Below are 25,640 nucleotides of genomic sequence, written 5' to 3'. Positions count from 1 at the left end.
ACATTAATCTTCCTCATCCTCCTCTTCGCTCCTTGGCCTGCGGCCCGGTGCTTTTTGTGTTACCGCACCTTTGTTTTTAGCAGCGATCATTTTCTGGATGATGCGTGCTTCATCAGCCTTAAGGGCTTTTTGATTGGCGGCATCTTTATCAAGGTCCCAATAAGGGATGCCATCCACATACGTCTTTTGTACTACCGCATAAATTGATAGCGGGTCGGCGGACCATAATACCAGGTCGGCATCCTTGCCGGGTTTAATACTGCCCACCCATTTATCAATGTGCAGCATTTTGGCAGGGTTAAGGGTTACAAACTTCAGCGCTTCCTCTTCACTCACTTTGCCATAGGTTACCGCTTTGCCGGCTTCCTGGTTCAGGCGGCGGCCCATTTCGTCGTCGTCAGAGTTAAAGGCCACGTTTACGCCTTCATTGTGCATAATGGCGCCATTGTAGGGGATAGCTTCGGCAACTTCCATTTTGTAGGCCCACCAATCAGAAAAGGTAGAACCATTGATGCCGTGGGCCTTCATTTTATCGGCCATTTTATAGCCTTCCAAAATATGGGTAAAGGTATTGATCTTAAAGCCCATGGAATCGGCCACATGCATCAGCATATTAATTTCAGATTGTACATAGGAGTGGCAGGTGATATAACGTTTGCCATCCAATATCTCTGCAATGGCATCCAGCTCCAGGTCGCGGCGCACATTACTGCCTTTTACGGCACGTGCAGCTTTATATTCTTTGGCACGGGTAAACTCATCTACATAAACCTGTTCAACACCCATGCGGCTTTGCGGGTAGCGCAGCGTCGCTCCCGGCACATAGCCGTTATTGCTTCCTTTAACATTTTCGCCTAAAGCGAATTTGATAAACTCCGGGGCGTTGGCATACTTCAACTCCTCGGGCAATACCCCCCAGCGGTGTTTGATCACCTGGTTTTGGCCGCCGATAGGATTTGCCGAGCCATGTAATATCTGCGAAGTGGTAACCCCACCGGCCAGTTGACGGTAGATGCTGATATCTTCCGGATTAAGCACATCGCCTATCCTAACCTCGGCGGTAACCGCCTGGGTGCCTTCGTTGATGCCATTGGTAATGGCAATGTGCGAATGCTCATCAACAATGCCCGGCGACAGGTGTTTACCGGTAGCATCAATTACTTTAGCGCCGGCATCTGAAAGGTTTTTACCTATGGCCTTTATTTTGCCGTTGGCGATGAGCACGTCGGTGTTTTGTAAAATGCCTTCGCTTTCGTTTGTCCAAACGGTGGCGTTTTTAAACAGTACCGTTTCGGCCTTTGGCAAATCAGGCGCGCCGTAAGCTACAAAAGGATAAACCACAGGGCCCGCGGCAGTATCGGGCCTGGCCTGGTCTTTTTTGTTATTGCCGCCTGATACAGGGCCGGTGTATGCGGCACTCCATTTAATGTCGGTACCATCAGGTAAAATGCCGTTGCCGCTAAATGCAAGCGGGTTCAGGTTAGTGATATAGCCATTCAGCCTGATATTGCCCGCAGGTTTATTTTTCAGGTCGAAATAGATACTTACCATATCGCCGCTGCGTGTCAGGGCGCCTTTAGCCTGCACGCTGTCGGCGCTACGTTCCAAATTCACCTCATAACTGCCCGGCGTACCGCTGATCTTGAGGCTTAAGCCCTGCAGGGCATCGCTGGCTACCATATAATTGCCGCGCAGGTCGGTTACATCCATACGGGTAACCACATATTGCCGGCCTTCCACCCAGTTTTCATAAATGATATTGTCCTTTTTAAACAGGTCGTCAGAAGTGATGATAAAGCTGGCTATTTTGCCTTTGGCCAGGCTGCCCGTTTTATCAGCTATGCCCAGCATTTCGGCAGGGGTAATCGTTAATGCTTTTAAAGCCTGTTTTTCGCTTAGTCCGTAGTCCAGGGCGGTGCGCAGATTATTCCAAAAATCAGTGGCTTTATCCAGGCCGAAGGAAGTAATGGCGAAATTGATCCCTGCTTTTTCCAAAGCGGCCGGGTTGGCCGGCGCCAGTTCCCAATCTTTTAACTGTGTATAGCTGATGTTACGTGCCTCCAGCGGATCTTCCACATCATAGGGCTCGGGGAAGGTAAGGGGGATGATGAAACTGCTGCCGGTAGCCTTCATGGCATCCATGCGGCGGTACTCTTTGCCGTCGGTTTTATAAATATATTGTTTCCCGAATTCTTTGGCGATTTTATTGGCGCGGAGCACCATCAGCGCGTCAGATACTTCAAATACCTGCGGGATGCTTTGCTCCCTGTTAAACTCATCCAACGAAATATTGTATTCTTCCTTTTGGTTTTTGTACCATTCGGCATCATAATAGGTTTGACGCAGCAAGGCAATGCTGCCCATTAAGGACGACGGATAATTAGTCGCTGCCGTGCCTTTGCTGAATGAATAATGCGCCGCTGCCTGGTCGTTCAGCATCAGTTCGTTGTCACGTTCATCGCCTAAAGTAACCGCTGCCGAAGTGCCTCGCGAAATGCCGTCATGTATTAATGTTTGCACCGTGGTAAAGCCGTTTTTACGGAATTCCTCTGCCCTGGAAGCATCGGCATGAAAAATGGCTTTGGCGTTCATTTCGGGCTTGATGGCTTCGTTCCAGTTATAAGCGCCGGCTTTAGTGGAAGTATAAACCGGCAGGCGCCCAAATCCGCCGCCTTGCGGAAATGCTGTGCGCGGGGCTTCGGGTATGCCGTAAGTGGTATAGGCATCAATTAAACCGGGGTAAATGTATTTACCTTTCAGGTCGATGACCACATAGCCTTTTGGTACCGCAAGGCCGGCGCCGAGGCCTTCAATCACGCGGTCTTTCACCAGCAAAGTGCCCTTGACAACCGGCTGATCAGCATTGGCGACAATATTGGCATTGATAAAGGCGTACTGCCCGGGGTGGACGTCCCACGGGCCATTAACAGGAAATGTTTCCTGCGCAAAACACAGCCGGGCCACAAGCATGGCCCCACAAAAAAGTAAAAATTTCTTCATGGTAAGTTAATAGTTCTACTAATATACAACTATTGGCGGCTTGGTGTGCCGGGGGTGGTTTTGTGATGCGATTGTTACAAAGGAAGGATGCTATTTAATCTGTTTCGATGGGCTACGCCCATCGAAGGCGTGTGCCGTCCTTTCAGTACTTTTTGCTAAGGACATACTTCGCCCCTACAAAAACCCCTTACTTTTTATTTTCTCCATTTTTGCTTCCCCAATCTCAAGCATTACTGTTCTTACCAGCGATTGCCCTTGAACGTTAAAGAGTTTGTCTTTTAATATCGGATACATGTACAAATCGGCCGAATCAATATCGTTTATTAAAATAAAGTACCGGCACATGGTAGCATAAAAAATCGCCGCCTCGTGTTCATTAAACAGGCCCCTTTCGGGATACCAATCGTTAAGGTCAATTTTACCATTTAGTACATCTGGTACTTCATCCAATTTATCTTCTTCTAAAAGCAGGTTGATATAATTAACAAGGGCGAATAAATAACCAGAAAACCGTTTATACATTTCGACAATCATCGCATCCGAGTCATCGCCCTGGCCATTTAACAAGTAAGTTGTCTGTAATAAGTTATAAAACTGTGCTTTTTGCGGGTATTTAACAATGGCTTTTTTCAGCTCATTAATAGCGCTATCCCGCTGCCCGTCACTCACCATATCGAGCAATTTGTTGTAATGTTCTTCCTGCTCATCGGAGTCAAATTTTCTATACACACTCTCGACGGGCTGCTCAACCAGTTGATATGCCTTTCCGATGGTTGATTTTTCAAGTTTTTCTTCGCCTTCTTTTGTCCGGACGTATTGATCGTAAAGGGTATTTATATTTCCCAGCGTTTGTGCAAAGTCCTCCGGCGTTCTGTACGTTACGTCCTCATCGTCTTCATCAAAATCATCAGTATCTTCCAGCACCTTAAAATTGCCCTCTCCGGCGGTGCGTAGCAAAGTGCCTTTTATTTGGTTTATTTTAGCAGCACTATCATTGGGTCCTTCTACATAAAAAGGTATGCCCTCCAAACCAAATTCCAGGTCCATCAGTTCAATATTGTCGTCATCTTCTTCGAGGATGAATTGAGCGATGGCAAAATCTTTATGTGGTTTAAATCCATAATCTTCTGCAAAAGCAATAGCGCCGTAAATAATGTTGTGGACCAAAACATATTCGCAATTTTCAAGATGGCCATAACTATCTTTTATGTCTTCGTAATCTTCCTGATCTATATTGAACTGGTAGTGCGCGTCCTTCACACCAAGGCAGTACAGGTCAACCAGGTAAATGCCCAGCGTTAAATTGCCTGTTTTATGCCTTCGGGCAACGATGATATTACAGATCCCCATATCCTGCCAATCCCAGCTGATCAAACATTCTTCAATTGGCAGGGACCGCGCCTGGGTTTTGATATAATTTTCAGGGCTTTGAAAGGTCTGTTTTATAGAGACAACTTTAGCTTTTTTCTTCTTTGACATGCGTTTTCAATAGGATTTTCAAAATAGTAAAAAGTAACTCTGTGGATACTTCAAAAAAATTAAACCGAAGTAATATCGGAAATTCAATTTATTTTTCCTCCCCTGAGTGGGCAGATAAGTCTAAATCAAGGCTTTATTTTACTCCTCAAATTCCGTATATTTGTAATTGTCTCCCGTTTCCGGGGGGGGTATCATCCTTCAGAAACGCAAAATATTGCGTCTCTACAAAATTAACCAAAAACGTTCCTTTTTTAAAGTTTGTTTTTATTTATTGCTGATATTCAGCTTTTTAAATAAATTTTCCCTGGTACCCAAAACGCATTTAGCCTTCGGATTGGCCCCAAAAAGTGGTACCCAAAACGCGTTTAGCCTTCGGACTGGTGTGAAAAAGTGGTACCCAAAATGCATTTTGCCTTCGGAATGGCCCTAAAAAGCGGTACCCAAAACGCGTTTAGCATTGCATATGCCAGCAAAAAAAAGAGACTGCCCGGCAACTAAACCAATTGCTTATTTTTTCTGTATGACTTAGGTTATTTTCCCGAAAGGTCAGTCGCTGCTTCTTTCGGACTAACGTTAAAAATTTGCTTCCTGCTGAATTTTGATTTAGCTTTATTCGAAATTATTCACCTAAAAAATTATCACAAAATGGAAGCAAACAACGAAGCACTATTAAAAGGATTTGTAAGACTGGGCGGTACGCCTGAAGAAGTAGCCAGTAAATTAGGCCCTTTAGCTGATCTGGAAGGCACATGGACCGGCAACACTGGATGGAACCTGATTGCCGTACCCTCAATGCTTAACGGAAATCCTGAATTTACATTGCTGATCCAGCAATATTCAGAAACGATCACCTTTACGCCTATTACCGCGCCTGTGCCAAACCGCGGCGGTACAACCCAGCAGTTTATTACCGGCCTATTGTACGAATTAACGATAAACGACCTCAAATACCCTAACGGCATACTGCATATTGAAAATGGCATGTGGTTAAATATGAGCGATATTGAAGCACAGCCAGACGGCCCTGTTATCGAAAGTAATGCGCCCCAACCTTTTACGGTCGCAAGGATGTCGAGCATTCCGCATGGCGATGTTGTAATTGCGCTGGGCAACGCGGTTACTTCATCTGCGGCACCTGTATTCCCGGCAATCAGCGCCATCCCTGCCCCTGAAGGCCTGCCGCCGGTTTTCGGCTATACCGATCCTTATTCCCTTAATGAGTTTTCGGCAGAGTTTCATACCGCCGACGTGAACAGTACCCTGGCAGCTACCGCAGCAACACAAACCATAACCCAGGTAACTACAATTACGGTTGATACGGAAAATACCGGGGGTAGTATATCCAATATACCCTTTGTGCAGCAGCATGTGAGCCCATCACGCTTTCAATCTACCTTCTGGATTGAGAACGTGGTAGATGGCGACCTTAATTTTCTGCAACTGCAATATTCACAACAAGCAGATCTGAATTTTATTAAGAAATTCAATCTGCCTGGCGATATCCTGTGGCCCCATGTGAATGTGAATACGCTGAGGAAGTCGTAGGGCGGTTCATAGTTTATGGTTGATAGTTCATGGCAGGAAATAGGCTGGTTATGAACTCTTCATTTTTCAGATAAAGGCTAATTACCTACCTTCGCTGTCGGTTTTACTATGAACCATGAACTATCAACCATGAACTCATCCGATCTTACCTGGAAAAAACTTTCATCAACCTATATTCATAAAGGCCCCTGGGCTACCCTGCGATCTGACCGATGCGAAATGCCCAATGGCCATATTGTTGAGGATTATTATGTATTGGAATACAGCAACTGGGTAAACGCCGTTGCTATAACCGAGGATAAAAAAATATTAATGGTATACCAGTACAGGCATGCTGCCGGCATTGTATCGCTTGAAATACCCGGAGGGGTAATTGATGCCGGTGAAACGCCGGTACAGGGCCTGCGCCGGGAGCTGCTTGAAGAAACAGGGTATTTATTTGATGATTTTGAACCCCTGTGCACCATATACGGCAACCCATCAACAGCAGATAACCAAACCTACACATTTTTGGCCCGGGGCGGCAAAAAAGTGCAGGAACAACACCTGGATGAACAGGAACAAATTATTGTAGAAACATTTACCATCCCGCAGGTAAAACAATTGCTGCTTGATAACAAAATAGCCCAGGCGTTACATTGCACCGGGTTGTTTTATGCGTTAAATAAGTTGGGGGCCTTATAATAGGACGCTATCAGTTATGCGTGCAGTGGTAACAGGGCCGCTTTCAGCCAAATTAACCGTGCTTTAATTAACGAAACGTTATATCAGCAAAAAGGGGCGCCGGCCCCTTTTTCCGGTATTTTCAGGCTTGTTATTGACTATCCTTATATCGACAATATCTCTACGATCTTTAAAAAATCGGGATTAATATCAATATTATGCTTTATAGCATGTTCAAATGATGTAAAAGCAATCTCGTTATGAATAAGGCCGACCATTTCGTTGCGGTGCCCGTTTCTTAACGCTTCAACAGCCGCAACACCTACCCGGCTGGCCAGTACACGGTCCATACAACTTGGCCTTCCGCCACGCTGGATGTGGCCAAGTATGGATACCCTGGTATCGTAGTTCGGGAATTTTTCTTTTATCTGCCGCCCAACCTCAAACGCATCGCCGTCCTTGCCGTTTTCGGCCAGCATAATAATTTTGGATGATTTATCTTTTCTTCCTTTTTCCAACCGTTCAAATACCGCGTTAATATCGGTTTTGCTTTCCGGTATCAGGATAGTTTCCGCTCCGGCAGCGATGCCTGTTCGTAGTGCAATCAACCCTGAGTCGCGCCCCATTACTTCCACAATAAACAGCCTGTCGTGCGATTCTGCCGTGTCTCTTATTTTATCAACCGCGTCAATTACCGTATTAATGGCGGTATCGTACCCAATTGTAAAATCAGTGCCGCAAAGGTCGTTATCAATAGTGCCAGGCAAACCAACTACAGGGATGTCAAACTCTTCGCCAAAAATACGTGCACCGGTAAAGGTGCCATCGCCGCCAATGGCCACCAAAGCGTCAATGTTATTCTTTTTGAGCTGGTCATAGGCTAACTGGCGACCTTCTTTTGTTCTGAATTGTTCGCTGCGGGCGGTTTTTAAAATGGTGCCGCCGCGTTGAATGATGTTTGAAACCGATTTACGGTCCATCGGGAACATATCGCCCTTGATCATTCCCTCGTATCCCCTGCGGATACCTGTAACCTCTATTCCGTAATAGATTGCCGACCGTACCACTGCCCTGATGGCAGCGTTCATCCCCGGTGCATCACCACCTGAAGTAAAAAGCCCTATATTTTTAATTTGCGTCATTTTTTTCAAACCGAAGTTTGGCGTTTAAATAGTTACAAGCGGTACCATTACAACGGTAGCCGCCATTAATTAGTGTTTTATAAAATTGCGCGAATTTACACTAATTTTTCGGGAGAAAAATGATTAGGTGAGATAATAATTTGGGCTTGTTTTATATAGCAACGGGTTTTATCGTCGGTTTCACAGCGGTGGTTTTAACCGTTTCAAACCCATGAGTGTTCAAAACAAAAAACAATTGCAGCTATCCTCTTTTTTGCCTGCAAAAGAGAGGGTGAACGAGCGTAGCGATGTTCGGGTGAGTCAACCCTGGCGGACATTACCGCCAATGCATGGCGGCAAGTTTACTCACCCCGGATTCGCTTCGCTTCGCCTGCCTGCTTTCCGACCCTCTCTACGGCAAGCCGTACAGAGGGTCGGAAATGTTTCGAACACTCAAGGTTTTAAACCCATCGCTATGCGGAGAAATTCTATTGATTTTTGTAAGCCGCTATACCGCTATCCAAAAATTTTGTATAGTTGTCTACACTAAATTTGGCCCCCTGGGGCGGCACCAATACGTTTCCCTGGCTATCCATTATAACATAAAACGGCTGCGAATTAGTTTCGAATTTTGTCGTTTCGAAATCGCTGTTTTTGCCGCCAATGGTGGTTATCTTTTTACCGCTGAATTGTGAGTTATAAAATTCTGATTCAGGCAGATTACCTTTTTCATCCACGTACAGTTCAAGTAATACAAAGTCGTTTTGCATACGACTGCGCACACCTGGATCGGGCCACACTTCATTTTCCATTCTGCGGCAATTTGCGCAGTTCCAACCAGTAAAATCAACTAATATCGGTTTTTTTAGCTCTTTGGATACCTGTAAAGCCTGGTCATAGTCATACCATTCATTTAAACCAAAATGTTTGCCGCGTTTAAAAATGTCTTCGTATTTTTTAGTTTTAACAGATACGTTTTGAACGGGTGCTGCCGCGCTGCTGCCCATTGACCGGGTAAGATCAAAATCCTGTGTAGCCGGGGGAGGCAAAAATCCGCTGATTACCTTTAGCGGTGCACCCCATAAACCCGGTATCATATAAATAACAAACGCAAAAACTCCAATGGCTATAAAAGTACGCGGAACGGAAAGGTGCGTAACTTCGCTATCGTGAGAGAATTTTATTTTGCCAATTAAATATAAGGCCATTAATAAACCGATAGCGATCCATAAGGATAAAAAGACCTCGCGATCAAACCAGTTCCAATGATAGGCCAGGTCGACATTTGAAAGAAATTTGAGTGAAAAGCCGAGTTCGATAAACCCAAGGACAACCTTGATGCTATTTAACCAGCCGCCCGATTTTGGCAGGCTTTTTAATGCCGACGGGAACAGCGCAAACAGGGTGAAAGGCAGCGCAAGTGCAAGCGAAAACCCAAACATCCCCATAGCGGGGCCTAAACGGTCGCCTTTTGTTGCTGCAGCTGCTAAAAGGCTGCCAACCAATGGGCCGGTGCATGAAAAAGATACCACAACCAAAGTAGCGGCCATAAAAAATATGCCCACAAGGCCGCCCCTGTCTGAATTTTGGTCCAGCTTATTGGCTAATGAACTTGGAAGGTTTATTTCAAAAGCGCCTAAAAATGAGATGCCGAATACAACAAGCAGCAGGAAAAAGAAAAGGTTAAATATGCCGTTGGTTGCCAGGGCGTTTAAAGCATCCGGCCCAAATAATAAGGTGATGATTAATCCTAAGGACACATAAATAACAATGATGGATAGTCCATATAAAAGGGAATGTAAAATACCTTTAGATCTGGAGCCTGATTTTTTGGTAAAAAAACTTACCGTAAGTGGCAGTAAAGGGTAAATGCAAGGCATGGTTATAGCCAGCAAACCGCCTAAAAAGCCTGCAATAAATATTGCCCAAAATGACTGGGTTTTATCAGCGTCTGAAGCTTTGGCTTTTAACATGGTGGCTTGCGCCTTTTTAACACTATCCAAATGTTTCTTCCGGGCGGCAAAACTATCGGCAGCGGTAGGTATCGTGGTAAATTGCACGTCACTGGTTGAAACCGTATCTGCCTTTTTACCCTGGAAAGCGTTGGCGTGTGTAAACCCCGAAACTAAAACTGCAAATAAAACCAGCAGGGTAAAAACGGCCCTTACAAAATTGCGATTGATGGAATACGTCATTGCTTACGGCCGCTTATTTACCTAAAGGGATTGAAAAATCAATATCGTCCGGTGGGAGGCATTTTTTGTCATTGCAGGTCATGTATTCCAGCTTTCCCTTCACTACTGATACATTAGCAGATTTTAGTTTGATCTTTTGCTGAAACGTAACCGATTTTTCAAAATAGCTCACATTCATGCTGAATGCTGTTTCGTATTTGGTTACCGGTGTGGGTTCGGTTGTCTGGCCGATGAGGCTGTATTCTTTTGAAGGCGAAAAAGTAAACGAAGTTTTGATGGGGCCACCGTCTTTTACGGTTTGCGAATAAATATGCCAGCCATCCTTTATTGTCGCCCTTAAAAATACAACGGCTTCGGTACTGCTGATCTTTTTTGCACCATATGACCATGTCACCGGCGCTTCAATCTGGGCAAATGCTCCGGCGCTAATGAATAATAAAGCCGCCGCGAATAACACTTTCTTCATTTTTATCTTTAACATTTTTTAATTTTTATATCGTTTGCAGATTGCATGATGCTCGCCGGTAAAAGTATCTGAGGTTTCTGTTGTGATTCTGAACTTGCCTGGCAAATAACAAATCCGGGCATCTTTTTAACATTATTTAACAGCTCTCCAACTATGAACCCGTGAACCAATAAACTAATGTACAAACTCGATTTCTTTCAAACTAAACTCCAATTCCTCGCCAATATTATTTTCTACAACCAATAATCCGTTGTAACATACATTTTTTATCGTCCCGGTTATCTGTTGTCCTTTCGTCCTGAACGTCTTTTCCTCATTTAACCAATATAGTCGCGATAAATAAGAATTCCTTACATCGGCAATTTTTCCGGCCTTAAGCTTTAAATACCAGGCTTCAATATGGCTGCAAATGTCTGATAATATAGTTCGTAAATCATAATCTTTATGTAAGATTTGCTTTACCGACACCGGGTTTGCCATACCCGGAGCAAAATTTTCCTGGTTAATATTCAGTCCTATGCCAATTATGGCGTTTTTTATTTGTCCGCCCTGTATCATATTTTCAATTAACATTCCGCCTAATTTACGGTCGTGGTAATAAATATCATTGGGCCATTTTATTTTAAGGCCGGCACCCAGCAATGGCTCCAATGCATCAAAAACGCCCAAACTAACCGCTCTAACAAGGTCAAATTGTTCAGTAACGGGTAAAAAATGCGGTTTTAACAAGACGCTGAAAGTTAAATTTTTACCCGGTTCGGCAAACCAGCCATTTTGTTGCTGCCCCCTGCCCGCATATTGATTTTCTGCCATAATGACCGTACCTTCGATCACTGGCTTGGAATTTGACACTAATTCTTTGAGGAAATTATTGGTAGAATCAACTTCTTTTAGAAGAACAAAATTTTGTCCAACAAATAACCCCGAAATTATGTTATTTTGCAATGTATAATAAATTAGAAACCACAATCGTTCAAAACTAATTCTTTTTGATGGTAAAAAACAAAGCGTTAAGTGAATCTGCTTATATTTCCGAGTTAGCCATACACGGCATCCAGGAAAAAAAAGGAAACGATATTATCAGGTTAGACCTTCGTAATATATTTAGTTCGGTTGCCGATTACTTTGTAATATGTCATGCCGAATCTGCCACGCAAGTAAAAGCTATAGCAAATAGTGTTGAGGAAGAAATTTTTAAGGCCACTCAGCAGGAACCCTATAAGAAGGAAGGCTTGCAGTTTGGCGAATGGATACTGCTGGATTATGTAGATGTTGTTGTTCACGTTTTCAGAACGGATAAACGTGAATATTATGGTATGGAAGATTTGTGGGGCGACGCAGAAATTAAAATGTATAAAAGCGCTTAAGGCGTAACAAATATGTTTAACAAACGTCAATGTTCACAACCATACGAATGTTAATTAAAGATTGTAAGTTTGAACTTGTAAAGAAATGAATCCATCATAAGGTGAAAAAAATAAATACATGCTTAGGATAGGTTCGTTGCTGTTAAAAAATAAAGAACTGTAATGAAAGATAATAAATTGGAAAAACCAAAACCCATACGGAAAATACCTAATAAAAAAATAACGCCAAAACCACCGAAACCCAATATTATGTGGTTTTATGTAATTATTGTAGTGGTTTTGCTTGGAGTTGCTACATTGTTAAATGGCAACACATTTAAACCGATCACTTTTCAGCGTTTCTCAGAACAGATGCTGAAGAGGCAGGATGTTGACCACGTAACGGCCTACCGCAGCGGCGACCTGATAATGGCCGAAGTATTTCTGAAAAAGGCAAGTTTAAATAAGCCGGAATACTTTGATGCAAAAAAAGAAAAAGACAATTTGAGTTTTACCGGAGATGAGGCGGCGCCGCAGTATGTTTTTACCGCCGGATCATTTGATGGCTTAACCAAAGAAATAAACGATGCCCAGGCAGGCTTGCCAGACGCGCAAAAGATATCCGTATCACTGGAGCCTGCACACGAAAGCCTTTTATCCAACTGGTTTGTACAATGTATTATAATGGCAGTGTTGCTGGTAGCAGTATGGCTGTTTATTATGCGTCGTATGTCAGGCGGTGCAGGTGGCGGCCCTGGCGGCCAGATCTTCAATATCGGCAAATCAAAAGCTACACTTTTTGATAAAGAAGCGCAGGTTTCAGTTACCTTTAATGACGTAGCTGGTTTGGAAGAAGCCAAACAGGAAGTAATGGAAATTGTGGATTTTCTTAAAAATCCCAAAAAATACACCAACCTGGGTGGTAAAATACCAAAGGGCGCATTATTGATTGGTGCACCGGGTACCGGTAAAACCTTGCTGGCTAAAGCTGTAGCGGGTGAAGCACATGTGCCGTTCTTCTCCTTGTCAGGATCGGACTTTGTGGAAATGTTTGTAGGTGTGGGCGCGTCCCGTGTCCGCGATTTGTTCCGCCAGGCTAAGGATAAAGCGCCGTGTATCATCTTTATCGACGAAATTGATGCCATTGGCCGTGCCCGTGGCAAAAACAATATTGTAGGCGGTAACGATGAACGCGAAAATACATTAAACCAGTTATTGGTTGAGATGGATGGTTTCGGGACCGATTCAGGTATTATTATCCTTGCAGCTACTAACCGCCCTGATGTACTCGATACCGCATTATTGCGCCCGGGCCGTTTTGACAGGCAGGTATCTATTGACAAACCCGACCTGATTGGCCGTGAGCAGATCTTTAAAGTTCACTTAAAGCCGATCAAACTTGCTGAGGGCGTCGATCCTAAAAAATTATCGGCGCAAACCCCTGGTTTTGCCGGCGCCGAAATTGCCAACGTTTGTAACGAAGCCGCTTTGATAGCCGCCCGTAAAAACAAGGAAGAAGTTGACATGAAAGATTTCCAGGATGCCATCGATAGAGTGATTGGTGGCCTGGAGAAAAAGAATACGCTGATTTCGCCTGAAGAAAAACGGATTGTTGCTTATCATGAAGCCGGACATGCTATTGCCGGTTGGTTTTTGGAGCATACAGATCCTTTGGTGAAAGTGTCTATCGTGCCGCGCGGGGTTGCCGCATTAGGCTATGCCCAGTATTTGCCTAACGAAAGATTTTTAGTTGCCAAAGATGAGCTGATCGACGATATGATCCTGTCCATGGGGGGCCGTGTTGCGGAAGACATTGTTTTTGGAAAAATAACTACCGGTGCCCTGAGTGACCTGGAAAGGATTACCCGCCTGGCCTATGGCATGGTGAAAATTTACGGGATGAACGATAAGGTGGGTAATGTATCTTTTTACGACCCGCAGGGCGAACACCAGTTTAATAAGCCATATTCTGATACAACCGCTGAATTGATAGATGCCGAGGTACGTAATTTAGTAGACGTAGTTTACCAGAAAACAAAAGAACTGATAAACGCACACCGCGAAGGGCTTGAAAATGTGGCGATGAAATTATTGGAAAAGGAAGTATTGTTCCAATCGGACCTGGAAGAAATTTTAGGCAAACGTCCGTTTGAACACCGCACCGCTTATGATAAATTTGTAAACGGGCCCGATGCTGTTGTTGAACCGGTACCTAACGGTTTAGAACCCCAGGGTATTGTTGAAAATACCGCTGCTGAAAAAGAAGCGGGAAAGGAATAGTATTTAAGTCTGAAGTCCTGAGTCGAAAGTCTTGAGTAAATATTTATTTAAGACTTTAGATCCAGGATTTTTAATTATGACGTATTGACCGCAGGCAAAATGACTTAAGACTTTTAACTTAAGACTCGGGACTTAAAAATGAGGGACATCACTACATCGAAAGAGAAACTTCTGAAGAAGATCCGGAAGGCGCTTCTTGAAAAACGGGAGAACCCATACCCCAACCTGGAGGACCTGCCCCATTACCCCCCGAATGAGGAGATGCTGGAGGTGGTTTTTGCCGAGCAATTTACTGCAGTATCGGGGCAGTTTGTTTTTTGCGAAGATGAAGTGCAGTTTATTGAAACCTTACTTGAACTTGCCGAAGAACGGAACTGGCATAAAATATATTGCTGGGAACCGGCACTCCAGGAAATTTTAACCCGCTTTGAATATCCCTTTTTTGAAACTGATAAAGATTTTGAACAGGCCGAGGTGGGTTTTACACTTTGCGAAAGCCTGGTTGCCCGCAATGGCAGTATTATTTTGTCAAACTCAGGGATGGCGGGCCGCCGTTTGAGCATTTATCCGCCTGTACATATCGTATTGGCCTATACCTCGCAATTGGTGCTGGACCTGAAGGATGGTTTTAAAAAAATAAAAAATAAATACGGTAATAATTTACCATCAATGATCACCACGGTTACCGGCCCCAGCCGCACTGCCGACATTGAAAAAACCCTGGTATTGGGTGCCCATGGCCCCAGGGAATTGTTTGTTTTCCTTTTAGACGGATAGGCAGGCGCAATGTTTTTGGGCTGCATAGTCATACGCAACGTATGGCGTTACTACAAATTCAATTTCAGGCCGGCCAGCTTACATTCGTCCAAAACCATGCGTGTGCTTTCTTTGTGCGGCCCATACGCCCATTTGATAAGCCTGATACAACCATCGGCAATTTCAATCCCTGTAATATCGCCGTCATCAAAACAGCAGCATCCTGTGTTAAAATAAGTATCAAGGTAGCCTTTAAAATCGGGTATTTTGTCGCCACGGTTTTCCCTGTTAACTATTTGCTTTTTTATTTGGTCAGCCGCCTTATCGTCATTTGCTTTTTTTGCATCCTCCAGCCTTTCATATAATAGCTCAAGGTGGGTTAACGATTTAAAGACCGGCTGGTGAGTATGCCCGGTGATCAGCAGCATGTTTTTATGCTTCGAGCTCCACTGATACATCATTTTATTGTGCAGCGTTTTCAACTCGTCGTTTGTTGAAGGAGTATTAGGATTTATTCTTAAATAGGATTGAAGCGGCCCCCAAACGTCCGAAACAAACCATTTGCTGAACCAGTTGCCATCACTTTGTAAATCTCCCTGGTGCCCGTGGGTCATGTATATTTGCAGGGGAAGCTTATTGACCGTGGTTTTAAGGATAATGCCTTCATAAATAGCCACGGGCTGGTGATATATGTTGCGAAGACCGGCAGGGGCGAGGGGGTCATTATCCCAATAAAGGTCGTGGTTGCCAAATATTTTTATAAATCGCTTCTTTGTTAAAAAGTTTGCTTCGGCCTCAAACGTCGCCTTATTGTGCTTTTTTACGGTAATGAAAGTGTTTTCCCAAAGCTCTTCACTATCGCCCAGGTTGATGTAGAAAAACTGGTTATCCAAATAGTAAGCTTGTGCTGCCAGGTAATTTTTTTCGGCCCGGGCGAAAATATCAGCGCCATCCCTTGCGCCCTTATGCTGGTCCGAAAAAATAATAAACTTGTCAGTATCGGTATTAAAGGGGATGGTGATCCCATTTTTACCTGCGCCGCTGTCAATCTTTTCATAAAGTGCGCTAAGGGCCTTGTCCACTCTTTTTTGATCAGGCCGGGATGAAAATTTATCCGCCAGCCCGATAATAGGTTTTTTTAATATCTTTTGTAAAAAGCGCCGCATAGGTATTAAACATACAGATTTAAAAAATGTGTTAAAACGGTGCAAAATACCGTTAAAACACGGGGTGAATTTCACGGGCTTATATCGTATTATTGGGGCAATTAATTCAATCATCCTAATCTAATTAACTATGGCAACAATTATTGATCCTGTTTCAGCTAAGAGCCTGATACAGGAGTTCCAGGAACAAAACGCATCTGATGACGGACCGGGTTTGCTTACGCCTGCCGATCAATTACTCAATGGTTTTTTTATCGACAGGGAGAGTTTAGAGGCCCTGCTCAGTAATCCTGATGTGGCAGGGCTAAGTATCGCTTTGGCGAAGCACCCTGATTTTGTTGGCCAGCCAGGTAATTATTTTACCTTGCTTTATTCGGGCGCTGAGCTTAACACCGGGTTAGATGCCCCTACGCCTTACATAAATACAGGCGATATTTGTGCAGGTCCGCCACCTTGCCCACCCATGTGCAGCAACTGGCTTCAATAATAATATTTAAAATACATGGTGTTATAAAAAGCATCAAATACATGTTGATGGTTTGGCGGGTAGCCGGGGCATCATTAACAATTTAATTTTCCTATACATTTATTAATGAGGTTGCCGCAGATGCACGTTCAGAAAATGGCTTGATAATATTTTTAAGATTTATAATCTATGTACTTTGAGTTATTCATTGCTTGTCTTTACTTGTTTTTAACATTAAGCGTTTGCGGTAGTACAAGAAGTAAATATTATTTTGTACCGGCCTGTAAATCAACTGCAATCATGCAGCCTCATTTTTGTTATTTTTGAAAAACTGCGTTGATGTTTATTTTAATCACGTAACCGTAATCAAACGAATTAGATGACAATTATTTCATATCTCTATTGCGTGCTGCTGTTTATAGTAGCGGGTGTCGGACTCAGTCGCTATAAATTGCTGACAATTCCTTTCAAAATATTAACATGGTCTGTGGTGGCCGTCAGTATATTGGGTGTTTTGTCTAAATTCTTTTCGGTTAAATACAGGAATAACGCCCCCATTCTTCAGGTTCAATCCATCGCTGAATTTGTTTTTTACCTGGTAATATACTATTACCTCTTTAAAAATAAAACCATAAAAAAAGCGATACTGGTTTCTATCGTCGTCATTACAATATTCTTTTTTATAAATACCATTTTTTTACAACCGTTTGCAAAGAAGTTCCCAACCAATGTTTACGTCCCCACACAAACATTGTACGCCGTATTTTCATTATTGTTATTTAAAGAGATGCTGATGTACCCCATTAAGATTAACATTATTAAACAAAGTGTTTTTTGGTTTAATACAGCGATTTTATTCTATGCAACCACAATGTTTTTTAATTTAGGGCTTTCAAATTATTTAGCTGAGCATACCCATTATGATATCATCATAACTTTTTTTGGTACCTGATCATTTACTCATTTCATGTATTGATCTGTGTTGCTCTTTTAACTGATAATAAAAAAATAACAGCGCCCTATGCCTGATGAAAATTTGCGATTTTTAATTTTACTGACAGCAACATTTTTTGCCTGCATAGCAGGCTTTATAATTTATTTTATTGTTCTATACCGTAACAGGCAACTAAAAAACAAGCAGGAACAGGAACATCTTCAATCCATCTTTCGACAGGAGTTGCTAAAAGCCAGGATCGAAATGCAGGAACAAACGCTTAACCACGTAAGCCGCGAAATTCATGATAATATTACGCAGGTATTGTCATTTGTAAAGCTTGACCTGGCCATGATTGGCAATGCCGATGAAAAGCAAAAGCAAATAAAAATAAACGAGAGCCGTGAATTAATAGCCCAGGCTATTAACGACCTGAAGGACCTTTCAAAAAGCCTCAGTTTTGAACACATTACCAAACTCGGGTTGCTTAAAACCATTGAAATGGAAGTTAACCGGCTAAATAAAAGCGGGATTGTGAAAGCTGAAATTACTACCAACGGCGAAATTACGGGTTTGGGTGAACAGCGCGAACTGGTGCTTTTCCGGATTTTCCAGGAAGCGGTTAATAATATGCTTAAGCATGCGGGAGCCACTCATTTTAAAATCAGTTTGCAATATTACCCCGAATTGTTTAATTTGACCCTCGAAGACGACGGTGCAGGCTTTTCGGACGAAATGTCCGGGAAGAGTGACGGGGCAGGTTTAAGAAATATGGAGAACAGGGCAGCGCTTATCGGGGCAATTGCAAAAATAAATAGCGCGCCCGGAAAAGGGTGCGTTATAAAAGTTAGCCTAAACCCTTTAGAACAACATTTATATATTGATGAGGACCATTCAAATAGCATTGGTTGACGATCACCGCCTTTTCAGAAGCGGAATAGCATCTTTAATTAATAATTTTATAGGGTATACGGTCATTTTTGAAGCCTCAAACGGCGACGAAATGATCAGCAAAATAAAACCGGATTTCAGACCCGACATCATCTTGCTTGATATTAATATGCCCGGCATGAACGGCATTAATACGGCGCGCTGGCTTAAAACGGCTTATCCCCAAATTCAGATCATCGTATTATCCATGTTTGATGATGCCGAAAAGGTGCTGGCAATGCTCAAACTGGGGGTAAAAGGCTACCTGCTTAAAGACTCGGAGCCCATTGAGTTTGAAAAGGCCCTGCAAAAGGTATCACAGGGCGAAGTATATTATCCTGAATTTGTTACCAGGCTATTGCTCGATTCGATCAATAACCCGGTTGAATTTGATAAGCTAAATAGCAGGGAAGTTGAATTTTTAAAATTAGTGGCCACCGAACTCACCTATAAAGAAATTGCCGACCAAATGCGCATCAGTGTACGGACAGTTGATGGCTACCGCGATCAGCTTTTTGAAAAACTGCATGTTAAAAGCCGCGTAGGGCTTGTTTTATATGCCATAAAAAACAAACTGACAGAGTTGTAAAATGCTAAATTATTTAGCATTTTTGCTGTATGGGACATGAGGAAAATGCAGAGTTTTTTAAAGGGCGCGGGGCACAGGTAAATGCACACAACAAGTTTTTAAAAAACAAATATGTTTTAGAACATATGGAAGGGCTTGATGAGCCGATGCTGGAAAATACGGCTACACAATTATTTGTGGAGACACCCAAAAAGATCGTCAGCGAATCAAATAGCCCCGACCTGAGCCACATGTATTCCATTAACCCTTACCAGGGATGCGAACACGGCTGTATTTATTGCTATGCCCGCAATACGCATGAGTATTATGGTTTTAGCGCCGGGCTTGATTTTGAGCGAAAGATCATCACCAAACCAAATGCGCCTGAATTACTGGAGGCTTACTTCAATAAAAAAAATTACAAGCCCGTTTGCATCCTGCTTTCCGGGAATACGGATTGTTACCAGCCGGTTGAGCGAAAATTGCAAATTACCCGGTCGTTGCTGGAGCTGTTTTTAAAGTACCGGAACCCGGTAAGCATCATCACCAAAAACAACCTCATCCTGCGCGACCTGGATATTATTACCGAACTGGCCGCCATGAACCTGGTGCATGTAAACATCTCTATGACGTCCCTTAATGAACAGCTGAGGCAAAAGCTGGAGCCACGCACCGTTACCGCTACCGGCAGGCTGGCTGTTATTGAAAAGCTATCCGAAAAGGGGGTACCGGTACGGGTAATGGCGGCCCCCATTATTCCGGGGCTGAACAGCAATGAGGTGCCTAATATTATTAAAGCTGCAGCGGGCAGGGGCGCTTTGGCCGCCGGCTTTACTATTGTCAGGCTGAATGGTAGTGTTGGCGAACTATTTAGCGACTGGATTTACAAAGCATTCCCTGACAGGGCCGAAAAAGTGCTGAACATGATCAAATCATGCCACGATGGTAAGTTGAACGACAGTGATTTTGGCCGCCGGATGAGCGGGGAAGGGCAGGTGGCGGAATCTATCCACCAGTTATTTAAAATGGCCTGCAACCGCTTTATGGCCGACAGGGACATGCCGCCATTTAACTATGACTTGTTTGTGCCGAGGAATGGGAAGCAGGTGAGTTTATTTGGTGAGTAGTTGATTGCGGTTGATTAAGTGAGTTGTTATATTGTCAATTAGTCGCTTCAATTGTTGTGTACCTACGGCCAATGTCATTAAGTTAAGCGATACTCAATTGACTCACATGTTATTAAGTTAGGAAAAAGACAAGCAAAAAAGGATTGCAGCAAGTAGTTTTGAATCGACTAAAACACAAAACACTACTACAACCCTAATGGCCAAGACCGAGATAAAAATAGGAATAAAAATTATTTCCGAACTAAAAAGCTTTGTTTCATTGATAGTACATAATGAAGCTCTACTGAATAATTTCCGAAGATCTCCTGAAGACTTCACTCGAAATAGAAAATTACCTTTTGAACGGCTTGTTTTATTGATAGTTAAGCTTTGCAAAAAGACGCTTAGCATAGAGTTGGAAAAGTTTTTTGAGGAGTTAGGTGCCCCCAATACCTGCTCGGTAAGTGCTTTTACCCAACAACGCATAAAGCTAAAACCATCCTTCTTTTGTCTCTGGAACAGGGTTCTTTGCAGCAGTTTTTACTGTTATGCGGGGTCGGATATAAGGCAATGGAAAGCCTTACGAGTTATTGCAGCAGATGGTTCTAATGTAAGCTTAATAAACACTCCGGTGCTCAACGGCCATTTTGGTGGTGCAAGTAATCAGAATTGCAATTTTGTACAGGCTAAAACATTTTACCACTACGACGTGCTCAATCAGCTTGTTCTTTATTCTAAAATAGCGCCTTATCGTTATGGAGAAGTGCCAATGGCCTACGATGCAACAGAAGAATTGGAGGAAGATATGCTGGCTATTTACGACAGAAATTTTTGCAGTTACAAAATGTTCGCCTTACATCTTTGGGCCGAGAAGGAAATTAAATTCGTCATCAGGGGAAAGGATAATCATAGTATGGTACAGGAATTTGTAGCGAGAGGTAAACAAACAGAAGTTATTCATCTATCACCAGGGAAAGCGGCCATAGAAGGATTAAAAGAAAGCGGATTCATCATCACCAGGCAGACATTGCTAAAAGTGAGGCTAGTACGGGTTGAGCTTGAAAAAACAATAGAAGTACTAGTGACAAACTTATGGGCAGAAGACGGTTTTCCCAATAGCGACTTCAAAAAGCTTTACTTCTTGAGATGGGGGGTAGAGACGAATATATCCATTCAAAAGAATATCCTTCAACTAGAAGCTTTCAGCGGATTAACGGTTGAATCCGTTGAACAGGACTTCTATGCTACCGTTTTTACTGCAAATCTACATTCAGTTTTGATAAAAGATGCTCAACAATCAATAGACGAAAACTCAAAAAGTAGAAAATATCCTATGAAAGTTAATAGAAATAAGTCAATCGGTAAGCTTAAGATCAACCTTATCTCTCTTTTTACAGATAATGACGTTGGTCGTATCCTGAATATATTACACGCTCATTTTATAAGAGATATATTACCGGTGAGACCCAACAGATCCTATGAACGAGTCAGGAAAAACAAACAATCTAAAAGCAAACATAGGACGTTTTCAAACTTTAAACCATCTTACTAAATCCTTAACTTAATGACATTGACCTACGGCACACAATCCTCTTATTTTAATTTTTCTACCGATATTTTACTCTACCGATATTTTGCTCCTACAGAGCAGTCTTTGGGGTGAGGGAGTGAGTTTTGAATTACCAGTCCCGTTAGGGACTAAATATCGGTAGAAAAAACAATTTGTTAATTGATCCGCGCCGTAGGTGCGTAACCCCGGCTGCATGAATTATCCGGATATTTTATCATGTATTTCTGCACCAAAACCCCAATCGCAACGCCAATGGTATAACTCAGCAGATCACCCCACAAAAACACTTCGCCTAACACAAGGCCACCTATAACGGTATGCCTGATATTGTTGATCCACGGCGCCTGGTACAGCTGGCTGAACTCAATGGCATAGCAAAACAGCAGGCTGGCTATCACAATAAATTTGACCGATCTTGTAATAAACAGGAACCTAAAGCCAAAATAAATCATCGTCGCCCATAAAATATCGCCGATGAATAAGGGGATGCCCGCAATGTGGCGCGACAAAAGGCCGAGGATGATAGTAACAATAATCAGGATAAACCAGGTGAGGCGTGTTTTAGTCATTTTTGGATTGCTTCATAAAATAAAACATGTTGGTTTTTTTTAACTGTCTTATATTCTTCATACTTACAGATGTTCAATTCTGTGTTGGACAACTTCAATATTTTGTATACGATGACTCTGCCCTTTATTTTAAGAAAAATCATATCTCCCTGCATTTTGTAAGGGTAAAAAGAACTGAAATTATGAGTATTATCGATAAAATTTAAGGTGTCTTTGTTTGTAAAATCTAATACATCGTCAATCATGATAATCTTGCCTGAATCTGAGTTAGCAAATTTTTGTATAGAGTAATTCTTTCTAAATCGCCAGGATTTGTGAATAGAAACAGAATTATCACCTGTGTGATTATTATTGACGCAGGCAGATGCCAACATGAGAATAAAAATACACTTTAATTGGGAATTCATTTTAGGTTTAATTCGCATCAATCTAACCATTGTAAAACTAGAAATAGGAATTAGATTTACGAAGTTTTAAAAACTCCGTAAATCTAAGGGTTTTTAAAAGTTTCCTTACCTTCAAGCTACAATAAACCATCCAGGATGAAAATCGGCTCAAATCTTAAAATGATAATACCACTTTTGCCACTGTTATTCCTATTGTCAGGATGTAAATTTTTTACCGAAGGCAAAAATAAGCTGAAGGCTTATTGCCCTGGCTTAAACATTGGGGTAAGCGGCGTCAGCTGGTCGGGGAATGCGGCGAGAGATGCTTATGTACTGGAATACGACAGGGATTCTCAAAAAAAAGTCGTTACTTATTTTGAAGATAAAGCAAACGGGTTCGCTGAAGTAAAAAACGGAGATTTTTATGATATAGAGATTGACAATGATAAAATAATAGATAGAAACGACCATGTGCTGATTAAAACCATTGAGAAAAAGAAAGGCACCGCCGAAGTGATCTTTAATGAGACGACACGAAGGATAGTTATTGTTGAGGAATAAAAAGCTGGCGTACCTGAACGTCGAATCGCTTATGTATCAAATCTGAATACCAAAAAGGCAGCGAGATTTTCCCTGCTACTTCAAAAAAGCAACTCAGTAAATTAAATAGAACCCTTACTTTTTGATCGTATTTTTTACCGGCCTTGCCGCAGCAACGGTTTCAAATGCATTGTCAGCTTCTTTTTTTGGTTTTGGCTGTGCGGATTTTGCAGGCAGTTCGGCTAAAATGGTGCGGCCGCCTTTTACCACCTGGCCCAGGTCAACCTTAATGGTTGAGCCAAGGGGTAAAAAAACATCCACCCTCGAGCCGAATTTGATAAAGCCAAACTGCTGGCCCTGCTCCACTTTGTCGCCTTCTTTTACATACCAAACAATACGGCGGGCCAGCGCGCCTGCTATCTGGCGGAACAAAACGGGCACACCTGCAGCGTTTTCAATAACGATGGTGGTGCGTTCGTTTTCGGTGGAGGATTTGGGGTGCCAGGCCACCAAATATTTACCCGGGTTGTATTTAAAATATTTTACCACGCCTGCTATCGGGTTACGGTTTACATGCACATTTACCGGCGACATAAATACCGATAGCTGAATCCTTTTATCTTTTAAATATTCAGTTTCAGTAGTTTCTTCAATTACTACCACCTTGCCATCGGCAGGACAAAGCACAATTTTGTCATCAGTTTCTACCGGAAAAACGGGGCTGCGGAAAAATTGCAGGATGATCACAAAAAGCGCAAAAGAAAGTATATAAACGATCCATTTGACCACATGGGCTTCGGGAAAATAAAACTGGATCACGGCGTTCAGTACAAAAATGAACAGTACGCACAGCGCTATGGAGGTATATCCTTCTTTATGGATGGTCATTGCTTTATTCTTTCTGCAAAATTAATAATTTTATTGGGTTAACAGAGACGAAGTGGTGCAATGAAATACAAGGGGCAGCTCATGGAATGCATGGTTTATTTGTATAGCAAAATTTCTTTATAAATCCAAGTAAATTACAGAATTTATTTGTGTACCAGGTGTACCAGGTTTATTCATCTGTTCCGGGTGGTTCACGGGTTCCAGAATTTTGGCGCCGACCGCGGGCCGATCAACCTTTTTTGCAATGGTCCGTCGACTATGGACTAAAAACTAAGAAGCAATAAAATACAAGTACATATAAACGATGGGCGCCGCAAGGAAGAGGCCGTCGAAACGGTCGAGCAGGCCGCCATGACCGGGGAGGATGCCACCACTGTCCTTCACATTAATACTCCGCTTAAACATCGATTCTACCAGGTCGCCGAGGGTGCCGATGCAGGAAATGATGATGGCGATGGATACCCATTGGTTCCATGGCAGTTCAGTATAAAAATGCGCAAGGATAAGCGCCACCCCAGCGCTGATGATGATGCCGCCTATAAAGCCTTCCCATGTTTTTTTGGGTGAATGCCGCTCAAATAATTTTGTGCGGCCAAATTTCATCCCTACCAGGTAGGCGCCGGTATCATTGGCCCATAGCAATATCAAAAATGCCAGCGGGAAATGAAAATCATAGGCCCCTTTCACGAATGCCAGTGCATGGAAAAAAGTAAAAGGCACAATAACCAGCACAATACCCAGGTAAGTATAGGCAATATTGTTAAACGGAGATGCTGATTTGTTATATAACTGCCTGATAAACACCAGCGCCGAAGTGAGCGGCATCAGGAACAGCAATGAGTGGGCAGCCTTGTAGCTCAGCAACAGGGTAATGTTATCCGAAAATATGAGCACAGCAATACCTGCAAAAAGCATCATGCCATTGATGATGCCCAAAACGATATCGGGTTTTGCAGTGTTTTGGGTAACCAGGCTATAAAACTCGTACAAACAAAAAGCGCTGAGCATCAGGTAAAAGGTCACAAATACAAACTGCCCCAGCAGCACGGAGGCCAGCATAACAATAACAAAGAAAAAGCCGGTAATGGCGCGTGTTTTCATAAATTAACCTGGTTAAGGATGATGACCTCAATAGCGTCGCTGAAATCTTCCTGGTGTATATATACTTCTATTTCACCAAATGTACGGTGAGATGAATCTTGTTTATTAATGATAACGCTTTCTATATGATAGCCGGCAAGCGCTTGTTTTACCATTTCTGCCTGGTAATAATTTACTGAAGTAAAAATTTTAATCCAGTTCTTCTCCATCGGCTTCCGGGAAAGGTTTTTTTTCTAAAGCAATTTTACGGTAAATCAGCATCAGCAGTATCAAAAGCGCAGCGCTGAAAGTATAACCAATGTAATTAAAAAGGTGCTGGTCATCAGGGTTTTGGCTAATTGTTTTATGCTGGTAAAGATAGGTCACCACCACATCGGTTCCGTTATTTATAAAATGCGCCCATACCGCCGGCCAGATACTGCCGCTCCACGCAACAAAATAACCGAATAGGACGCCAAGCAATACGCGGGGCAGAAAGCCATAAAACTCCATATGGAAAGCGCTGAAGAGGATAGCCGTTATCCAAACTGCGGCATGTACGTTATGGGTCCAGCGCACAAATATG

Annotated in this window: 24 protein-coding genes; 12 read left to right on the top strand and 12 right to left on the bottom strand. The window is 42.8% G+C overall.

Annotation, left to right across the window (positions count from 1 at the left end; translation table 11 throughout):
• Window positions 1-3: 3 nt before the first annotated feature.
• Both MgSA37_RS25385 and MgSA37_RS25380 read right to left on the bottom strand, forming a co-directional pair.
• The gene (locus MgSA37_RS25385; RefSeq protein WP_096356258.1) at window positions 4-3,000 is read right to left on the bottom strand and encodes an amidohydrolase family protein; all 2,997 of its coding nucleotides are present in this window, start codon (window positions 2,998-3,000) and stop codon (window positions 4-6) included.
• 174 nt (window positions 3,001-3,174) lie between these two features.
• On the bottom strand, window positions 3,175-4,479 hold the full coding sequence (locus tag MgSA37_RS25380) for a hypothetical protein (protein ID WP_096356256.1): 1,305 nt from the start codon (window positions 4,477-4,479) through the stop codon (window positions 3,175-3,177).
• Between the two features lie 645 nt (window positions 4,480-5,124).
• On the opposite strand from MgSA37_RS25380, the gene MgSA37_RS25375 reads away from it, so the two are divergent.
• Window positions 5,125-6,024, top strand: coding sequence for a heme-binding protein (locus MgSA37_RS25375; RefSeq protein ID WP_096356254.1), 900 nt, complete (start codon window positions 5,125-5,127; stop codon window positions 6,022-6,024).
• 129 nt (window positions 6,025-6,153) lie between these two features.
• A complete protein-coding gene (locus MgSA37_RS25370; RefSeq protein ID WP_096356252.1) occupies window positions 6,154-6,708 on the top strand; it encodes an NUDIX hydrolase in 555 nt (184 codons plus the stop codon).
• A 143-nt stretch (window positions 6,709-6,851) separates the two neighbouring features.
• Here the strand turns inward: MgSA37_RS25370 and pfkA are convergent, their stop codons facing one another.
• The 4 genes from pfkA to MgSA37_RS25350 form a co-directional block, all read right to left on the bottom strand.
• Window positions 6,852-7,829, bottom strand: a complete 978-nt coding sequence (gene pfkA, locus MgSA37_RS25365; protein WP_096356250.1) for a 6-phosphofructokinase — start codon at window positions 7,827-7,829, stop codon at window positions 6,852-6,854.
• A 467-nt stretch (window positions 7,830-8,296) separates the two neighbouring features.
• Window positions 8,297-10,003 (bottom strand): protein-disulfide reductase DsbD family protein, encoded by a 1,707-nt coding sequence (locus MgSA37_RS25360; RefSeq protein WP_096356248.1) that lies wholly within the window; start codon window positions 10,001-10,003, stop codon window positions 8,297-8,299.
• Between the two features lie 13 nt (window positions 10,004-10,016).
• On the bottom strand, window positions 10,017-10,484 hold the full coding sequence (locus tag MgSA37_RS25355; protein WP_446425736.1) for a protein-disulfide reductase DsbD domain-containing protein: 468 nt from the start codon (window positions 10,482-10,484) through the stop codon (window positions 10,017-10,019).
• Window positions 10,485-10,643: 159 nt separating this feature from the next.
• Window positions 10,644-11,414 carry a biotin--[acetyl-CoA-carboxylase] ligase gene (locus tag MgSA37_RS25350; protein WP_096356246.1) on the bottom strand — a complete coding sequence of 257 codons (771 nt, stop codon included), beginning with the start codon at window positions 11,412-11,414 and terminating at the stop codon, window positions 10,644-10,646.
• A gap of 47 nt (window positions 11,415-11,461) precedes the next feature.
• Between MgSA37_RS25350 and rsfS the strand changes: the two genes are divergently transcribed.
• The 3 genes from rsfS (at window position 11,462) to MgSA37_RS25335 (ending at window position 14,872) form a co-directional block, all read left to right on the top strand.
• Window positions 11,462-11,836 carry a ribosome silencing factor gene (gene rsfS, locus MgSA37_RS25345; RefSeq protein ID WP_096356244.1) on the top strand — a complete coding sequence of 125 codons (375 nt, stop codon included), beginning with the start codon at window positions 11,462-11,464 and terminating at the stop codon, window positions 11,834-11,836.
• A gap of 162 nt (window positions 11,837-11,998) precedes the next feature.
• Window positions 11,999-14,095, top strand: a complete 2,097-nt coding sequence (ftsH, locus tag MgSA37_RS25340; RefSeq protein ID WP_096356242.1) for an ATP-dependent zinc metalloprotease FtsH — start codon at window positions 11,999-12,001, stop codon at window positions 14,093-14,095.
• 138 nt (window positions 14,096-14,233) lie between these two features.
• On the top strand, window positions 14,234-14,872 hold the full coding sequence (locus MgSA37_RS25335; protein ID WP_096356240.1) for a LutC/YkgG family protein: 639 nt from the start codon (window positions 14,234-14,236) through the stop codon (window positions 14,870-14,872).
• A 50-nt stretch (window positions 14,873-14,922) separates the two neighbouring features.
• Here the strand turns inward: MgSA37_RS25335 and MgSA37_RS25330 are convergent, their stop codons facing one another.
• Window positions 14,923-16,017, bottom strand: coding sequence for a metallophosphoesterase (locus MgSA37_RS25330; RefSeq protein WP_096356238.1), 1,095 nt, complete (start codon window positions 16,015-16,017; stop codon window positions 14,923-14,925).
• Between the two features lie 130 nt (window positions 16,018-16,147).
• On the opposite strand from MgSA37_RS25330, the gene MgSA37_RS25325 reads away from it, so the two are divergent.
• The 6 genes from MgSA37_RS25325 to MgSA37_RS25300 all read left to right on the top strand — a co-directional run bounded on the left by MgSA37_RS25325 (window position 16,148) and on the right by MgSA37_RS25300 (window position 21,573).
• Window positions 16,148-16,504 carry a hypothetical protein gene (locus tag MgSA37_RS25325; protein ID WP_096356236.1) on the top strand — a complete coding sequence of 119 codons (357 nt, stop codon included), beginning with the start codon at window positions 16,148-16,150 and terminating at the stop codon, window positions 16,502-16,504.
• A gap of 358 nt (window positions 16,505-16,862) precedes the next feature.
• Entirely contained in the window at window positions 16,863-17,435 is a 573-nt protein-coding gene (locus MgSA37_RS25320; RefSeq protein WP_157750737.1) for a hypothetical protein, read from the top strand.
• Window positions 17,436-17,504: 69 nt separating this feature from the next.
• On the top strand, window positions 17,505-18,329 hold the full coding sequence (locus tag MgSA37_RS25315; protein WP_096356232.1) for a sensor histidine kinase: 825 nt from the start codon (window positions 17,505-17,507) through the stop codon (window positions 18,327-18,329).
• Entirely contained in the window at window positions 18,301-18,936 is a 636-nt protein-coding gene (locus tag MgSA37_RS25310; RefSeq protein ID WP_096356230.1) for a response regulator, read from the top strand. The genes MgSA37_RS25315 and MgSA37_RS25310 overlap by 29 nt, the downstream gene beginning before the upstream one ends.
• Before the next feature lie 29 nt (window positions 18,937-18,965).
• On the top strand, window positions 18,966-20,042 hold the full coding sequence (locus MgSA37_RS25305) for a PA0069 family radical SAM protein (protein ID WP_096356229.1): 1,077 nt from the start codon (window positions 18,966-18,968) through the stop codon (window positions 20,040-20,042).
• 196 nt (window positions 20,043-20,238) lie between these two features.
• Window positions 20,239-21,573: an IS4 family transposase gene (locus tag MgSA37_RS25300; RefSeq protein ID WP_096353864.1), complete on the top strand. Its 1,335-nt coding sequence runs from the start codon at window positions 20,239-20,241 to the stop codon at window positions 21,571-21,573.
• 173 nt (window positions 21,574-21,746) lie between these two features.
• Here the strand turns inward: MgSA37_RS25300 and MgSA37_RS25295 are convergent, their stop codons facing one another.
• Entirely contained in the window at window positions 21,747-22,160 is a 414-nt protein-coding gene (locus MgSA37_RS25295; protein WP_096356228.1) for a ribosomal maturation YjgA family protein, read from the bottom strand.
• A 566-nt stretch (window positions 22,161-22,726) separates the two neighbouring features.
• Between MgSA37_RS25295 and MgSA37_RS25285 the strand changes: the two genes are divergently transcribed.
• On the top strand, window positions 22,727-23,107 hold the full coding sequence (locus MgSA37_RS25285; protein WP_157750736.1) for a hypothetical protein: 381 nt from the start codon (window positions 22,727-22,729) through the stop codon (window positions 23,105-23,107).
• A 114-nt stretch (window positions 23,108-23,221) separates the two neighbouring features.
• On the opposite strand, the gene MgSA37_RS25280 is transcribed toward MgSA37_RS25285, so the two are convergent.
• From MgSA37_RS25280 to MgSA37_RS25265, 4 genes are all read right to left on the bottom strand, one after another.
• Window positions 23,222-23,974: a phosphatidylserine decarboxylase family protein gene (locus MgSA37_RS25280; protein ID WP_096356222.1), complete on the bottom strand. Its 753-nt coding sequence runs from the start codon at window positions 23,972-23,974 to the stop codon at window positions 23,222-23,224.
• Between the two features lie 270 nt (window positions 23,975-24,244).
• Window positions 24,245-25,075, bottom strand: coding sequence for a phosphatidate cytidylyltransferase (locus MgSA37_RS25275; RefSeq protein ID WP_096356220.1), 831 nt, complete (start codon window positions 25,073-25,075; stop codon window positions 24,245-24,247).
• Window positions 25,072-25,284 carry a putative signal transducing protein gene (locus MgSA37_RS25270; protein ID WP_096356218.1) on the bottom strand — a complete coding sequence of 71 codons (213 nt, stop codon included), beginning with the start codon at window positions 25,282-25,284 and terminating at the stop codon, window positions 25,072-25,074. The genes MgSA37_RS25275 and MgSA37_RS25270 overlap by 4 nt, the downstream gene beginning before the upstream one ends.
• Window positions 25,265-25,633, bottom strand: coding sequence for a CPBP family intramembrane glutamic endopeptidase (locus MgSA37_RS25265; protein ID WP_157750735.1), 369 nt, complete (start codon window positions 25,631-25,633; stop codon window positions 25,265-25,267). The genes MgSA37_RS25270 and MgSA37_RS25265 overlap by 20 nt, the downstream gene beginning before the upstream one ends.
• Window positions 25,634-25,640 lie beyond the last annotated feature (7 nt).

Origin of the sequence: Mucilaginibacter gotjawali, from assembly GCF_002355435.1 — a bacterium.
In the GTDB taxonomy this organism is placed as follows: domain Bacteria; phylum Bacteroidota; class Bacteroidia; order Sphingobacteriales; family Sphingobacteriaceae; genus Mucilaginibacter; species Mucilaginibacter gotjawali.
This window is presented reverse-complemented; position numbering and strand designations above follow the sequence as displayed.

What these genes read in the sequence shown, in the direction of transcription:
- MgSA37_RS25385 (WP_096356258.1), bottom strand. Translation starts at nt 3,000, where the DNA reads ATGAAGAAATTTTTACTTTTTTGTGGGGCCATGCTTGTGGCCCGGCTG.
- MgSA37_RS25380 (WP_096356256.1), bottom strand. Translation starts at nt 4,479, where the DNA reads ATGTCAAAGAAGAAAAAAGCTAAAGTTGTCTCTATAAAACAGACCTTT.
- MgSA37_RS25375 (WP_096356254.1), top strand. Translation starts at nt 5,125, where the DNA reads ATGGAAGCAAACAACGAAGCACTATTAAAAGGATTTGTAAGACTGGGC.
- MgSA37_RS25370 (WP_096356252.1), top strand. Translation starts at nt 6,154, where the DNA reads ATGAACTCATCCGATCTTACCTGGAAAAAACTTTCATCAACCTATATT.
- pfkA (WP_096356250.1), bottom strand. Translation starts at nt 7,829, where the DNA reads ATGACGCAAATTAAAAATATAGGGCTTTTTACTTCAGGTGGTGATGCA.
- MgSA37_RS25360 (WP_096356248.1), bottom strand. Translation starts at nt 10,003, where the DNA reads ATGACGTATTCCATCAATCGCAATTTTGTAAGGGCCGTTTTTACCCTG.
- MgSA37_RS25355 (WP_446425736.1), bottom strand. Translation starts at nt 10,484, where the DNA reads ATGTTAAAGATAAAAATGAAGAAAGTGTTATTCGCGGCGGCTTTATTA.
- rsfS (WP_096356244.1), top strand. Translation starts at nt 11,462, where the DNA reads ATGGTAAAAAACAAAGCGTTAAGTGAATCTGCTTATATTTCCGAGTTA.
- ftsH (WP_096356242.1), top strand. Translation starts at nt 11,999, where the DNA reads ATGAAAGATAATAAATTGGAAAAACCAAAACCCATACGGAAAATACCT.
- MgSA37_RS25335 (WP_096356240.1), top strand. Translation starts at nt 14,234, where the DNA reads ATGAGGGACATCACTACATCGAAAGAGAAACTTCTGAAGAAGATCCGG.
- MgSA37_RS25330 (WP_096356238.1), bottom strand. Translation starts at nt 16,017, where the DNA reads ATGCGGCGCTTTTTACAAAAGATATTAAAAAAACCTATTATCGGGCTG.
- MgSA37_RS25325 (WP_096356236.1), top strand. Translation starts at nt 16,148, where the DNA reads ATGGCAACAATTATTGATCCTGTTTCAGCTAAGAGCCTGATACAGGAG.
- MgSA37_RS25320 (WP_157750737.1), top strand. Translation starts at nt 16,863, where the DNA reads ATGACAATTATTTCATATCTCTATTGCGTGCTGCTGTTTATAGTAGCG.
- MgSA37_RS25315 (WP_096356232.1), top strand. Translation starts at nt 17,505, where the DNA reads ATGCCTGATGAAAATTTGCGATTTTTAATTTTACTGACAGCAACATTT.
- MgSA37_RS25310 (WP_096356230.1), top strand. Translation starts at nt 18,301, where the DNA reads ATGAGGACCATTCAAATAGCATTGGTTGACGATCACCGCCTTTTCAGA.
- MgSA37_RS25305 (WP_096356229.1), top strand. Translation starts at nt 18,966, where the DNA reads ATGGGACATGAGGAAAATGCAGAGTTTTTTAAAGGGCGCGGGGCACAG.
- MgSA37_RS25300 (WP_096353864.1), top strand. Translation starts at nt 20,239, where the DNA reads ATGGCCAAGACCGAGATAAAAATAGGAATAAAAATTATTTCCGAACTA.
- MgSA37_RS25295 (WP_096356228.1), bottom strand. Translation starts at nt 22,160, where the DNA reads ATGACTAAAACACGCCTCACCTGGTTTATCCTGATTATTGTTACTATC.
- MgSA37_RS25285 (WP_157750736.1), top strand. Translation starts at nt 22,727, where the DNA reads ATGATAATACCACTTTTGCCACTGTTATTCCTATTGTCAGGATGTAAA.
- MgSA37_RS25280 (WP_096356222.1), bottom strand. Translation starts at nt 23,974, where the DNA reads ATGACCATCCATAAAGAAGGATATACCTCCATAGCGCTGTGCGTACTG.
- MgSA37_RS25275 (WP_096356220.1), bottom strand. Translation starts at nt 25,075, where the DNA reads ATGAAAACACGCGCCATTACCGGCTTTTTCTTTGTTATTGTTATGCTG.
- MgSA37_RS25270 (WP_096356218.1), bottom strand. Translation starts at nt 25,284, where the DNA reads ATGGAGAAGAACTGGATTAAAATTTTTACTTCAGTAAATTATTACCAG.